Here is a 14,451-nt window from a genome sequence, read left to right as displayed (position 1 = left end):
CTCGGCTTTTTACTGGCCGTGATCTACCGTTATACTCACAAGGGTTTGTCCTATTCCCAGTCATTCACCCAGACGATTTTCTTTGTTTCGATCATTGTCGCCATAGTCATGATGGTCATCGGTTCTAGTCTAGCCAGGGCGTTTGCCTTGGTCGGTGCATTGTCGATTATACGCTTTCGCACAGTGGTCAAGGACACACGAGATATTGCCTTTATCTTCCTGGCGCTGGCAGTCGGCATGGCAGCGGGAACTTCCAACTATTTTCTGGCTTTTGTCAGTGCAGGGTTTGTTTCTATGCTGGCGCTGGCGACCTACAAATTTAACTTCGGTGCGCTCTACAAGAGTGAGTTCATTCTCCGTTTTACCTTCCATCAAAACTTTGATAGTGCTGGTTATCTGGAGATCATTCAAGAGTACGGCAAGCGTTCCAACATGCTGCATATCGAGCCGTCCGGTGACCGCCGATCCCTGCGTCTGACTTATGATATCTCTCTGAAGGAAGACACCTCGGCCGAGAAGATGATCAGTGCTTTAGGGAATGTCGAAGGGATCTCCGAAGTGGTCTTGATCGCTGCAAAGAGTGATGTTGACTATTAACCCCAATGTTGCATAAACAGTATGGATAAATATAGCTAACTAAAAGGTATCATAATGAATATAAACAGGTTTCTACCATTTTCTGGATGTCACCAACGGTGAATTCCAAGAATGGCTCAGTTTTTCTCATTGTGTTTACCTTCCAGGAAAGCTGGAGGACTTCAGATCCCTTGTTGTCAAGGGATCGCGGTAGCCAATTACAGCTTCACCCTTGACGCCTTGGCTCTGAAGCCCTCCAGCTTTTGCAGCCTTGGGGTTTGGTATTCACACCAATCATGCTTATTTTTACATTTAGATAAGCCGTGAGCTAAGCGTCCACTGATGAATTGTGGCCGTTCACCGGTGCAACGGTATAGGGTTCAGCGGTTGAGGGTGCACCAGAACCCCGGCCAACGTATCATTTAACGGTAAACGCTGAACCGTTGAACGCTTACGATGAATTAATGCGGGTTCAATCCCGCACATGAAACGAGAACCATTAGTGCTGATCGGGGAGGTGAAACATGAGCCAGTCAAATAAAAAAGATAGCAAGAGCTGTATGAAAAGCTGCGAGTCAGCCTACCATGCGTGTATGCAAAGCCGGGAACACGAATCGGTTTGCCAGATGAAAAACAACCAGTGCGCATGCGGGTGTAAAATCTCCTGAAGCCCGAGAACTGGACAACCCACAGATGGACCAAAAGGCAGCGGGCCCCGGATTTCCGGGACGCGCTGCTTTTTTTTGCTGCCTACCTTTTAATACCATCTTAAAAAGCGATGAAGGGTCCATGGCGGTGTCACGAACCGGCCTAAAATATTCTCATCAGGCAAACATACGCCGCTTTCTCACCGTTTCTGGCCTTACTTGAATTGATCCTCTTCGGTGCTGCCGGACATGGCACCCACCGAGGAATCGCCACTGCTGATCGTGTCAATTAACCGGTCAAAATAGCCGGCCCCGACGAATTTCTGGTGGGTGGTGGCCATGTAGCCGTCTTCATTGCCGAAGCGAAACTCCTCTTCCTGGAACCGGGAGTAGGCCAGCATACCTTGTTTGCGGTAGTTCATGGCCAAGTCGAACATACCCAGGTTCAGGGCATGGAACCCGGCCAGGGTGACGAACTGGAATTTGTAGCCCATGGCCCCCAGTTCGCGCTGAAAGGTGGCGATGGTGGCATCGTCCAGGTTGGCTTTCCAGTTGAACGACGGAGAGCAGTTGTACGCCAGCAGCTTGTTGGGAAACTTCTCGTGAATGCCTTCGGCAAAGCGCCTGGCCTGATCGAGGTCCGGCTTGGATGTTTCGCACCAGACCATGTCTGCGTAAGGGGCGTAGGCCAGGCCGCGGGCTATGGCGGATTCCACCCCATTTTTTACGTAGAAGAAGCCTTCGTTGGAGCGGGGTTGGTCGAGAATAAATGGCCGGTCCCATTCGTCGATGTCGCTGGTGACCAGCTTGGCGGCATCGGCATCCGTTCGTGCCACCAGGATGGTCGGAACGCCGCAGACGTCGGCGGACAATCGGGCTGCCACGAGCTTGGCCACCGCCTCTTGGGTCGGGACCAGCACCTTGCCGCCCATGTGTCCGCATTTTTTGGCCGAAGAGAGTTGGTCTTCGAAATGCACCCCGGCCGCGCCGGCCTGGATCATCTGCTTCATCAGTTCGAAGGCGTTGAGCGGACCGCCGAATCCCGCTTCGGCATCGGCCACGATGGGCGCGAACCAGTAAGGACCGGTCTTTCTTTCGTCCAGCACCTGAATCTGATCGGCCCGCCGCAGGGCGTTGTTGATGCGCTGGACCACCGCCGGCACACTGTTGGACGGATACAGGCTTTGATCCGGGTACATCTCGCCGGCCAGGTTGGCGTCGGCAGCGACCTGCCAGCCGCTCAGGTAGATGGCCTTGAGGCCGGCCTCAACCTGCTGAACTGCCTGGTTGCCCGTCAGCGCCCCCAACGCCGGCACATAGTCTTCATGGTTGATCAGGTACCAGAGTCGCTTGGCGCCAATGGTCGCAAAGGTGTAAGCGATGGTCAGGTTGCCGCGCAGCTTCAGCACATCTTCGGCCGAATAGGGGCGGACGATGCCTTTCCAGCGCGGATCATCGGCCCAGTGGGTTTCCAGCTCTTCCCGTTCGTCGGCCACCACTTCGTGACAGGTCAATCGTTGGCAGATCTCTTCGGCGTTCTCTTCTATGGTCTTCATCTTACCTCTCCTTGTGTAAAATTTCATTTCCGCGCTGGAGCCGTAGGAGCGGCTTCCAGCCGCGATATATAAAATCGCCTCAAACCAAATTATCGCGGCTTTAAGCCGCTATCACCAAAAAAAGAGTCATGGTAAGTCGTCCATGCGGCACGCAAATTATCCCTCCAGATGATCGTAAGCCTTCAGCGTCAAGAACTCCGCCAAGCTGTCGGCGGCGATGATTTCGTCGAACAGGGCTGCGGCCTGTTCATACTTGACCTGTTGGAAATGCATATCTCCTACCTCGACTTTGATCTTCTCGATCTCCTCTGTCATCATCGAACGAAATAGGTCCAGCGTAATCTTGCGCCCATCGTCAAGTGCCGCATCCGGTTGGTTGATCCACTGCCACAGCTGAGCCCGCGAAATTTCGGCGGTGGCCGCGTCTTCCATGAGGTTGTACAGGGGCACGCACCCCAGACCCGAGAGCCAGTTGGCCATGTATTGGATTCCCACGCTGATGTTGGTGCGCATGCCCGGCTCGGTGATGGTTCCGGCAGGTACCTTCAGCAGGTCTGCAGCCGTGACGTGAACGTCTTTTCGCACCCGGTCGATCTGGCTGGGTGCGGGCATGGCCTTGTTGAACTCCTCCATGGCGAGGGAAACCAGCCCCGGATGGGCCACCCAAGTGCCGTCGTGGCCGTCGGTGGCTTCACGGGTCTTGTCCGCCCGGACTTTTCCCAATGCCTCGAGGTTTTTCTCCGGGTCGCTTTTGATGGGAATCTGTGCGGCCATGCCGCCGACGGCATAGGCCCCGCGGCGGTGGCAGGTCTTGATCGCCAGCAGCGAGTAAGAACGCATGCAGTGGCGGGTCATCGTGATCTGGGCACGGTCAGGGAACAGATAGCCGGGAACATTTTTGAATCGTTTGATGAAACTGAAAATGTAATCCCAGCGCCCACAGTTCAGCCCGGCACTGTGGTCCTTGAGCTCATAGAGGATTTCATCCATTTCAAAGGCGGCCATGATCGTCTCGATGAGCACTGTTGCTTTGATGGTGCCAGTCGGGATGTCCAGCGCCTCCTGGGCGACGATGAAGACGTCGTTCCACAGCCGTGCTTCCAGGTGGCTCTCCATCTTGGGCAGGTAAAAGTAGGGCCCGCTGCCCCGGTCCAGAAGGCGCTTGGCGTTGTGGAAGAAGAAGAGTCCGAAATCGAAGAGGCTTCCCGAAACGGGCTGCCCGTCGATGAGAACATGCTTTTCTACCAGATGCCAGCCGCGGGGGCGCACGATGAGGGTGGCGGTCTTGTCATTCAAACGGTAGGTTTTGCCTTCCGGGGTGGCAAATTCGATGGTCTGGTTGACGGCGTCGCGAAGGTTGATCTGTCCGTCGATGGTGTTCGTCCAGGTGGGGCAGTGGCTGTCTTCGAAATCGGCCATGTAGGTCTTTGCCCCGGAATTGAGTGCGTTGATGACCATTTTTCGGTCCACCGGACCGGTAATTTCCACCCGGCGGTCGGAAAGGTCGGCGGGCACCGGGGCCACTGTCCAGTCTCCATCCCGGATAGGCTTGGTATCCGGCAGAAAGTCCGGCAGGTGTCCCGCGTCGATATCGGCCTGAACCGTCTCCCGGCGGGTGATCAGTTCCCGCCGACGGGTGTCGAACCGACGTGCGAGTGTGCGCACAAAGCTCAGGGCTTCGGGTGTCAGGATGCTGCCGAACGCGTCGGTGACTGGTGCGTTGATGGTGACGCCATCTGGAATGTGGGTGTTACTCATCTGATTCCTCCTTATGTGTATTGATAATGCCGTCCCTACAGTCGGTATCGAGGGTGATAGGGACGGATGTGTCGGATGTGCCCTGAACGGATTTCATCCTGCGCCTTTATCCAGAAGTCAGGTGCCAGCAGATCGGCATGCTGGCTTAAAAAAAGTTCCCGATGTCCGGGTGAGAGTCCCAGGAAACGGGAAAACTCCTCGGGAAAGACATCGTCCTCTCCCACGGCGTACCAGGGTTCGTCGGCCATCTCTTCCATGTATGACCGGGCCTGGGGAATATTTCTGAATCGACACGTGGTCAGCGGAACAATTTCATCGTAGTCGTAAAACACCACGCGACCATGGCGGGTCACGCCGAAATTCTTGAGCAGCAAATCGCCGGGAAAGATATTGGCGAAAGCCAGATCCTTGATCGCATTGCCGAAGTCTACCACCGCGGCTTTGGCTTTCGGGTTGGTCTGCTCCTTCAGGTAGATATCCAGCGGGGTCACCCGGCGTTCCAGGTAAGCATGGTCGATGATCACCCGATCATCTATCAGATGAACGGTCTGACCTGCCTCGGCCGTGAGATGATCGATCAGATCGTCGGAAAACCAGCAGCGGTCGAAAGAGAGGTGTTCGAAGGTGTGGGCCTCGATGAGCCGCCCAACCCGGTAGTGGTTGAACACGAAGTCATATTGTTCGATGACTTTGCGCCGTGTGGTCTTCTTGGGGGTGTCGAAGCGGTCACGGATCAGTTTGACCACCATTTCGTGGTCGGCCATGTCGAACACCACCATGACCATACCCCGTTTGCCCGGCGATATACGAAACCGGCCGTCCGTGCACTCTGCCGTATGTCGGCAAACATCCTGGTAAAGCACTGTCTTGCCGTGTTTGAAATAGCCGATGGCAGAGTAGATTTCGGCTTCGGGTTTGGCGGGCATGATGGACTTGAGAAAACCGACCAGTTCGCATAGTGTTTCCACCGTTACGTGAAAGGCCGAGCGGGTATAGGAAAAGACGATGCTCAACCCGTCCGAATCCAGCAGCAGGGCGTCCACCACCACACCTTCGGATGGATTAAGCAGTGCCATAGCCAGCGGGACAATCTTTTTTCCCGCCACCACGCGTCCGATGAGATAAGCGCCCTGTCCGCGGTAGAAGATGTGACGAATCATTTCGACACGAACCGGCTGGGTGGGGTCGTTCATCTCGCCCAGGCGTTTTTCCACGCGTTTCACGATCCGGGGCATTGTTTTTTCCAGGGCCGTGTAGTCGATCTTGAGATCGCTGTAATCGGACAGGATCTTTCGGACGACCGGTTCAATGGCCCCCGTCAACGGATAGGTTTTGAAAACAGACTCGGTCGGGCATGGCGATGCCGGCTGGCGGTCATCGTGGACAAACTCGATCTGCCGGTTCACGCCGACGGTGCCGAAAATACGGCGGGTGACCGAATTGAAAAAGGTTTCGGCCAGCTCCCGGTCATCCATGCCGGCGATGCGGTCTGCATAGTCGGTCTTGGCGGCGGTCCATAAGGCGTCATCGGCAACCCGGTCTTCGAGCAGGCTGCGGATGTCGATTTCAGTCTGGTCGACGATGGATGTGTACAGATTCAGCCGCTCGGTGGTGTCGGCCTGGACCAGTTCCCACTGGCGGTTCATGAATCGTCCAGGCGAACGCAGCGTAATCCGGCGAAAACGGTCCTCATAGTCGCAGAAGCGTTCATGAATCAAATTGGAACCGCTTTGTGCCAATGGTTCGATCGTCATCTTTAGACTACTTGATGGGCGCTGGACTGCAAAGATGCTTCTCATCCATGGCCACGCGTCCGCATCCATTGCATACATACTTCATCTCCGCCAGCTTGTCCTTGCAGATGTGCGTGGGGTCAACTTCCGCTGTACCGCAGAAACTGCATTTCTCTTTATCCCCGCAAGGATTACACAGATGCCCGGGTGAATCGGCAATGGCGCCGCAGCTCTTGCATGTGTAGGCCATAACGATACTCCTTTATTCAGTGAGTGGACGATAGCATAAAAATGATGCCTGATTTGACAATGTCAAACCGGGTCGGCCGCCGCGGAAGGCTGGTGAGCGAATTCCAATGGCTATTTAATATCGGTCTTTAATTTAAGCCTTCCCGGCAAGCTCATCGAGCCTTGAAAAAACCGCATGCGCAGGCCGGGCAATTGCCAGTCGCCCCTCCTTTTGCTTAATAGCGGTGGCACGGCTGCATTTTTTCTTGAGTTGCCGCCCGTTCCGGCCGAACTAAGAAGCCATCGCCGGCGGTACGACCATTTGCCGTCAGTTTTCAAATATCTGGCATGCGGTGCCGGAAACAATCATTGCGTGGCCGGGCAATGTCCGGCAGAAAAGGGAGCGTGAATGATCTACATCGTTCTGGGGTTGATTGGGGCCGTCATGGGCAGCTTCTACCTCTATGGTCGGGGTGACTTTCTGCTGGGTGGCATCATTGGCCTGCTGGCAGCGGCGGTCATTAACCAGCGCAACGGACTCATTGCGTTGAAAAAGCGACTGGCGGCCATGGAGACGCAGGTCTCCGGGCTGCTTTCCGGAGAGAAATCTGCTGGCCCGACGACATTCGCCGAAGCGACTGACCCGGCGCATGCTGCATCTGCCGGACCCGGCGGCCACGGTCGCGCGTCCGTGCCGGAAAAAAAGTCCGACCGTGTTCCTGCATTTGAAACACCACCGGTCCCCACCCCTTTCCCCGAATCGGCCGACGAGATTCCTTCCCTTGAACTGGAACTGTCCGACACAGCCATCTCCGATCTTGCACCGCCGCCCAAACCACCGGCACCGGACCGGCCGTCAGCGCATTCACCTGGTCTGGGCGATCAGATCAGAGAATTTTTCTTTGGTGGCAACCTCATGGTGCGGGTGGGGGTGGTGGTGCTGCTGTTCGGTTTCGCCTTTCTGGTGAAATACGCTGCCGCCCGTGATCTGGTTCCGCTGGAAATCCGCCTGGCGGCCGCATTTGCCGCCGGCATCGGTTTGCTGCTTCTGGGATGGCGGCTGCGCATCAATCGATTTGGCTATGCGGTGGCCCTTCAGGGCGGCGGCATCGGGATAATGTACCTGACCCTGTTTGCCTCTGCCCGGCTCTTTCACATGGTGCCGTTGACCCTCACCTTCGGGGTGATGGTGGGCCTGGTGGTTTTTTCCGGCATCCTGGCGGTGCTGCAGAATGCCGCCGCCATGGCCGTTCTGGGGGCTGCCGGCGGATTCATGGCGCCGGTGCTGCTTTCCACGGGGTCTGGCAGCCACGTGATGCTCTTCTCTTACTACGCCCTGCTCAATGCCGGTATCTTCGGCATCGCCTGGTTCAAAGCGTGGCGGTGGCTCAACCTGCTGGGCTTTATCTTTACCTTCGGCATCGGTTCCGCCTGGGGCTTGCAGTACTACCGACCGCATCATTTTCCCACCACCGAGCCGTTTTTGATGCTCTTTTTCACTTTTTATCTGGCTATTTCCGTGCTTTTTGCCTTGCGGCAGCCGCCCCGGCTGAAAGGGCTGGTTGATAGCACCCTGGTTTTCGGCATGCCCCTGGTGGTGATCGGCCTGCAGGCCGGGTTGGTGAGGAATGTCGAGTACGGCCTGGCCTTCAGCGCCGTGGCCATGGGCCTGGTCTATATCGGCCTGGCCACCGCGTTGTGGCGGCGACGGGATCAAGGGCTGAGCGTGTTGGTGGAGGCGTTTCTGGCACTAGGGGTGATCTTTGGCAGCCTGGCCATTCCGCTGGCGCTGTCCGGCAGTTGGACGGCCGTTGCATGGAGTTTGGAAGGGGCGGGACTGGTCTGGGTGGGTGTCCGTCAGAACCGCTGGACGGCGCGGGCTTTCGGGTTGCTGCTTCAGGCCGGATCGGGAACCCTGTTCCTTCTCGGCAGCCATGGTGTTGGCAGCGAAATGGCCGTTTTCAACAGTCGCTTTCTGGGGGGTATGATGCTGGGCACGGCGGGCCTGTTTTCCGCTTTTTTTCTGGAGCGACATGGGTCGCAGCTGCATCGGCTGGAGCGGCCTTTTGCCGCCGCCATTATGGCCTGGGGTTTGCTCTGGTGGTTCGGCACCGGACTGGAGGAGATTGACCGCCGGCTGAGTCGCCGCCATGAACTGGTCGTCTCGATGACATTCATTTCCCTCACTGCATTGGCCATGGGGATCCTTTTTCGGCGGCTGGACTGGAAGGGGCTGCGCTGGCCGGCCCTGGGATTTCTGCCCGCAATGGTGCTGGTGGTGGCGGCGCTTTTCGATCAATATGGCCTCAAGCATCCTTTTCAGGGGTGGTGGATCGTCGTTTGGCCGTTGACCGTTGCGGTTCATTATTATCTCCTGCGACGCATGGAAGGCGTCTGGAACGAGAAAATATCAGTGTGCTGGCATGTGGCGGGGGCACTGTTGGCCACCCTGCTGGTCAGTTGGGAAACTGGGTGGTTGCTGGATCAGCTGGCCGACGGTGGGCGCGTCTGGGCTTTTATTGCCTGGGGGGGTGTTCCGGCCGTCTTCGTCGCGTTGCTGATCCGGTTAAGCAATCGGATCGGCTGGCCCTTCGATCCCTGGCAGAGTGCCTACCGTGGATGGCTGCCGTCTGTGCTGGTCTCAGGGTTGATGGTATGGACGGTTCTGGGCCTCTCTATGAACGGTGATCCCAGGCCACTGCCTTACCTGCCGCTGCTTAACCCGTTGGACCTGGTGCAGGTCGTCGTGTTACTGGTGACAATCAGCTGGGTGCTGTGGATGAACCGTGAGCCGGTTGCCCCGACTGAGGGTTTGCCGGCGTCGGTGTTGTGGGGGATACCGGCAGCAGGGATTTTCCTCTGGCTGACCGCCGTCGTGGCCCGTACTGTCCACCACATGGCCCACGTGCGCTATGACGGGGAAGCCCTGTTTCGATCCGACCTGTTCCACGCGGCCATAGCCGTGCTGTGGGGGCTTCTGGCGCTGGGATGCATGATCGCCGCCGATCGCCTGAAAAACCGGATGGTGTGGTTCACCGGTACCGGCCTGCTGGCGGTGGTGGTCGTTAAGCTTTTCGTGGTAGACTTGTCCGGCTCGGGCACTGTCTCCCGGATTGTTTCATTTTTGGCGGTGGGCGGACTGATGCTGGTGATTGGCTTTTTTACCCCATTGCCTCCGGTGGAATTGAAAGGAGAGCGCCAATGAGAAAATGGCTGTGGTTGGTGCTGATGGTAGTTTGCAACCCATCCTTGTCGTTGGCGGACCTGACCGTGGACGACTTTGCCTACGGCATTAAGATCGACGTACCTGCCGGTTCGGCCGTTGCCGCTACGAGCCTGCCTGAGCAGGTATACGAAGATGCCTACCGAAGGGATCTGGGAGACGTTCGGGTGTTTAATGCCGATGGTGAGCCGGTGCCTCATATGATCCGATATGCGCAGACGCAGTCGGCTGAAGCGCCCTGGCGATCGCTTGTATTTTTCCCGCTTCCGCAAGAAGCGACAGCGGAAGCCGGCGGCTATCGGGTTTATGTTCGCACCGGACCGGACGGGGCAGTGGTGCGTGTCGATCCCCGACCAGCGAACGCGCCGGTTGAGACCGCGCGGACATTTCTGATTGATTTGAGCCGCGTCGGGCGCAGCCTGGCCCAGCTGCGGCTGGAATGGCGACGGGGTGAAAACAATCTGATGGCCACCCTGGCCGTGGATGCCAGTGACGACATGGTCGCCTGGACAACGATTCAACAGCGATCGGCAATCTCGGACATTCGGCACGGTGGCCGCCGGCTGCTCAGCAACACCATCGCCCTGATTCCGAGCACCAAACGCTATCTGCGCCTGCGCCAGCTGGATTCAGGCCCGGCGCTTTCCCTGGTTCGCATCGCCGGTCGGGTGCAGCCAGAGGGACGAATGGCCATTCGTGTTTTTTTGAAGATCGACGGTCAGCCTGACTCTGAATCAGCGGGTGTCTTCGAATATCGCAGCGCCGGGGCTTTTCCGGTGGACCGGGTCAATCTGATTTTCGACCAGGCCAACAGTATGGCAGAAGCGGTGCTCGAATCCCGCGATGATCCTAAGTTGGCCTGGACCCGGCGATGCAAGGGCCTGTTTTACCGCATCGACGTGGACAACACCCCCCTGACCAGCGCCCCCCAGGCCGTGCCCATCTCCATGGACCGTCACTGGAGCCTGACCGTTGACGCCAGCGACAGCACCATCGGCAGGGCCGTTCCCCGGCTTGAGATCGGCTACCGCCCCCACGACATCTTTTTTATTGCCCGGGGCAGCGGCCCCTTTACCCTGGCTTTCGGCAGCGCTGCAGTTGAGCCGCTGAACGTAAACGTGGCCGCCCTTTTCGACGGTATCGGCCGGCATCGTGATAATGGCCTTGAGCGCTGGGTGACGCCGCAAGGCTCACGAATGGTTCTGGGCGGTCCACAGCGCCTGTCTCCGTTGCCGAAACCGCTGCCGACGCGCCGGATTGTGCTTTGGTCGGTTCTGATAGCCGGTGTGCTGGTGGTGGCGGTCATGTCCTGGCGATTGGCCCGACGGTTGAAGGTGTGAGTAGCTGTTAAGATAGTGAGCCGGTCAATCTGTTGGGAGGACCGTGTAGCCTTCGAAGTTGAAAGCTCTATTTGCAACATTCCGATCGATCTAACCGCTTAATGAATCAATCAAACCAATTGAACGAATTGAACCAATCAACCATGACGTTCCTTTTTCTATTGACTTTCAGGTTGGGGTCATAAGAAATTACCAGATTAATGCTAACCATTTGCGGTGATTTTCGAACACCAACACGCATCAGGTAAGACAGGAACCAATAAATGATGAGACAGGTCAACATTGCCATTTTAGGCTGCGGCACGGTGGGTACGGGTGTGGTCCGTCTGCTGCTGGAAAACGGGGATATCATCCGGGACCGCATCGGGTGCACGCTCAATCTGAAATATGTGGCTGATATCGACATGGATAAGGACCGGGGCCTTACCTTGCCACCCGGAGTGATGATTCCGGATGCGGCCTCGGCCATCGCCGATCCAACGGTCGATATCGTTGTGGAGACCATCGGTGGTGAGGGAATTGCCAAACAATTGATTCTCGATGCCATCGGCAAGGGCAAGCATGTGGTAACCGCCAACAAGGCCCTACTGGCCAAGCACGGCAATGCGATTATCGCCGCCGCTACCGAGAACGGTGTCGACCTGGCTTACGAGGCCAGTGTGGGTGGTTGTATGCCCATCATCAAGACGGTGAGGGAATCCCTCGTGGGCAATCGGATCAACGCCATGATCGGCATTCTCAACGGCACCTGCAACTACATCCTTTCCAAGATTACCGACGAGGGCGTGGTTTTTCAAGCCGCCCTGGCTGAGGCCCAGGCCAAGGGTTATGCCGAGGCCGATCCGACCCTTGACGTCGAGGGGCAGGATGCGGCCCACAAGCTGGCCATTCTTTCAGCCCTGGCCTTTGGGATGAAGATCAATTTCGATGATGTCTACATCGAAGGAATCTCCCGAATCACTCCCATGGACATCGAGTTTGCTGCCCAGTTCGGCTATCGCATCAAACTTTTGGCCATCACCAAGTTTGACGGCCGGGCCGTGGAAGCCCGGGTTCACCCCACCATGATTCCGTTTGACAACATGCTTTCCAATGTCAACGGTACATTGAACGCCATCAGCGTATCTGCCGATGCGGTGGGAGATATCCTGCTTTACGGCCACGGGGCGGGCATGATGCCCACGGCCAGCGCCGTGGTCTCGGACATGGCAGACATCGCCAGAAATCTGGCTTCCGACGGCGCCGGGCGGGTGCCGGTCATGGGTTTTCAGCCTGATAAGATCCGGACCATTGCCGTGATGCCCATGGATGACATTGTCACCAATTATTACTTCCGCTTCGATGCCATGGACCGGCCCGGGGTGCTGGCCACCATCGCCGGTATCCTGGGCAAATACGCCATCAGCCTTAAGTTCGTTCACCAGAAGGGAAGAAAAACAAACGGTTCGGTGCCGGTGGTCATGCTGACCCACCATGCTCGGGAGGCGGACGTGACCCGGGCATTATCGGAAATCAGCGCCCTGGACGTGGTCGCCAGCACCCCGATGCTGATTCGCATTGAAGACGATGACGGGCAGGAGTAAACGTTGCAGGGGCCGGAGCGCTCCATATCCTTTGTTGTCAAGGATTCGCAGTAGAAGGACTACGGCTTCACCCTTTCCGACGCGGTTCTGAAGTGCTCCGGCCCCTGCAGCGACAGGGTAATGACCGCAGAAAAAATAAAATTAGTTGCCACTGCGGTTGGCCGTTTACCGATTCATTTTGGATGCCGACCAAAAGCAGGCAAGCTGGATTGTTGAGGAGTTTCATGCATGTAATCTGTTCAGACCTGGAAGGTGTCTTCGTCCCGGAAATTTGGATCAACGTGGCCGAGCGCACGGGCATCGATGAGCTGCGTCTCACCACCCGGGACATCTCCGATTATGACGTGCTGATGAAGTGGCGGCTGTCCATACTCGACGCTAACGGACTCAAACTGAAGGACATCACCGACGTTATCGCTACCATGGAGCCGCTGCCGGGTGCCCGGCAGTTTCTCGACTGGCTGCGGGCCCGCACCCAGGTGATCGTTGTTTCCGATACCTTCGTTGAATTTGCCCGGCCGCTGATGGAAAAATTGGGCTGGCCCACGCTGTTGTGCCATGGCCTGACCATCGACGGCAGCGGCGCCATCGCCGGTTACAACCTGCGGCAGACCGACGGCAAGCGCAAGGTGGTTCAAGCCTTTAAAAGTTTGAACTTCCAGGTGTTGGCCATGGGAGACTCTTACAACGACGTCAACATGCTCAAAGAGGCCCACCAGGGTGTCTTGTTTTGTCCCCCACAGAATGTGATCGATGAGTTCCCCCAGTTCCCCGTGACCACAACATACGACGATCTGATGAAGATCTTTGGAAAGATCCTGACAGGGGATTGAGGGAAAGAAGCAAAGCGCTCAAAGCTGAAAGCTCTAAGGTAAACCGTGAACCCGAAACCCGGAACCAAATAGCTGGTAAGCTCATAAGCTGATGCACTGATACGATCAGAGCTGAACCCAGAAACCTGAACCCTGAACCCAGAACCATGAACCCAGAACTTAATACCCTTTCCCACAGCTCCTCCTACCGGGTGATCTACGGCGACACGGACACCATGGGGGTCGTCTACCACGCCAATTATCTGCGCTGGTTTGAGATTGGCCGAACCGAACTGTTTCGTCACTTGGGATTGCCCTACCGTGAGATCGAAGCCCGGGGGCTCATGCTTCCGGTATCCGAGGTCAAATGCAAATATCTCACTCCCGCGCGCTATGATGACGTGATCGTGATCGAAGCGACCCTCAATACGGGGTTTCGCGCCGGCATGCAGTTCGACTACACGATCACAAGTCAGGACGGCGCCGTCATCCACACCACTGGATACACCCGGCACGCGTTCATCAATGGCCAGGGGCGGGTGGTCCGCCCGCCGGCCTTCATTCGTGACCTGATCAAGGACAATCTTTAAGATTGAGCATTACGGGAATTGATGGATTAAGGGAATTGATGGATTAAGGGATTGACAGATTGACGGGAATCCAGCCTTTCATCTTTGAACCCAGAACCCAGAACCCAGAACCCAGAACCCAGAACCCAGAACCCAGAACCCAGAACCCAGAACCCAGAACCATGCCCTTCACCATCCAGGAAAAACCCGATGGCTTGATCTTTAAAGTACGCGTCCAGCCCCGGTCGTCCAAAAACCAGGTTGTGGGTATGTACGGCGATGCGCTGAAGATAAACCTCACCGCACCTCCCGTGGATAATGCCGCCAATAAAGCCTGCGGGGTATTTCTGGCGGGGCTGTTGTCTGTGGCCAAATCATCGGTGGCGATCGTCTCCGGTCACACTGGGCGGAACAAACAGGTTATGG

The 14,451-nt window shown here is 56.8% G+C and carries 11 protein-coding genes; 7 read left to right on the top strand and 4 right to left on the bottom strand.

Annotated features, from left to right (window positions below; genetic code table 11):
- Nucleotides 1-597, top strand: a 597-nt coding sequence (locus QNK41_RS02530) for a DUF4956 domain-containing protein (RefSeq protein WP_319253423.1), incomplete at its 5' end; no start/stop codon positions are given.
- Nucleotides 598-1,438: 841 nt separating this feature from the next.
- Here the strand turns inward: QNK41_RS02530 and aceA are convergent.
- The 4 genes from aceA to QNK41_RS02510 form a co-directional block, all read right to left on the bottom strand.
- Entirely contained in the window at nt 1,439-2,779 is a 1,341-nt protein-coding gene (aceA, locus tag QNK41_RS02525; protein WP_319253421.1) for an isocitrate lyase, read from the bottom strand.
- A gap of 156 nt (nt 2,780-2,935) precedes the next feature.
- Nucleotides 2,936-4,537: a malate synthase A gene (aceB, locus tag QNK41_RS02520; protein ID WP_319253420.1), complete on the bottom strand. Its 1,602-nt coding sequence runs from the start codon at nt 4,535-4,537 to the stop codon at nt 2,936-2,938.
- A gap of 35 nt (nt 4,538-4,572) precedes the next feature.
- Nucleotides 4,573-6,291: a bifunctional isocitrate dehydrogenase kinase/phosphatase gene (gene aceK / locus QNK41_RS02515; protein WP_319253417.1), complete on the bottom strand. Its 1,719-nt coding sequence runs from the start codon at nt 6,289-6,291 to the stop codon at nt 4,573-4,575.
- A gap of 7 nt (nt 6,292-6,298) precedes the next feature.
- Nucleotides 6,299-6,520, bottom strand: coding sequence for a hypothetical protein (locus QNK41_RS02510; RefSeq protein WP_319253415.1), 222 nt, complete (start codon nt 6,518-6,520; stop codon nt 6,299-6,301).
- A 387-nt stretch (nt 6,521-6,907) separates the two neighbouring features.
- On the opposite strand from QNK41_RS02510, the gene QNK41_RS02505 reads away from it, so the two are divergent.
- The 6 genes from QNK41_RS02505 to QNK41_RS02480 all read left to right on the top strand — a co-directional run.
- A complete protein-coding gene (locus QNK41_RS02505; RefSeq protein ID WP_319253413.1) occupies nt 6,908-9,703 on the top strand; it encodes a DUF2339 domain-containing protein in 2,796 nt (931 codons plus the stop codon).
- Nucleotides 9,700-11,061: a DUF3999 domain-containing protein gene (locus QNK41_RS02500; protein WP_319253411.1), complete on the top strand. Its 1,362-nt coding sequence runs from the start codon at nt 9,700-9,702 to the stop codon at nt 11,059-11,061. Before QNK41_RS02505 ends, QNK41_RS02500 begins: the two co-directional genes overlap by 4 nt.
- 263 nt (nt 11,062-11,324) lie before the next feature.
- Complete coding sequence (locus tag QNK41_RS02495; RefSeq protein ID WP_319253409.1) at nt 11,325-12,644, top strand: homoserine dehydrogenase; 1,320 nt, start codon at nt 11,325-11,327, stop codon at nt 12,642-12,644.
- Nucleotides 12,645-12,868: 224 nt separating this feature from the next.
- A complete protein-coding gene (thrH, locus tag QNK41_RS02490; RefSeq protein WP_319253407.1) occupies nt 12,869-13,477 on the top strand; it encodes a bifunctional phosphoserine phosphatase/homoserine phosphotransferase ThrH in 609 nt (202 codons plus the stop codon).
- A gap of 146 nt (nt 13,478-13,623) precedes the next feature.
- The gene (locus QNK41_RS02485) at nt 13,624-14,046 is read left to right on the top strand and encodes a thioesterase family protein (protein WP_319253405.1); all 423 of its coding nucleotides are present in this window, start codon (nt 13,624-13,626) and stop codon (nt 14,044-14,046) included.
- Between the two features lie 161 nt (nt 14,047-14,207).
- A partial coding sequence (locus QNK41_RS02480; protein WP_319253403.1) for a DUF167 domain-containing protein occupies nt 14,208-14,451 on the top strand: 244 nt, incomplete at its 3' end.

Source organism: Desulfosarcina sp., assembly GCF_033791525.1.
Taxonomy (GTDB): Bacteria; Desulfobacterota; Desulfobacteria; order Desulfobacterales; family Desulfosarcinaceae; genus Desulfosarcina.
Note: the sequence above shows the minus strand (reverse complement) of the source record. Positions and strands in the feature narration are given on the sequence as shown.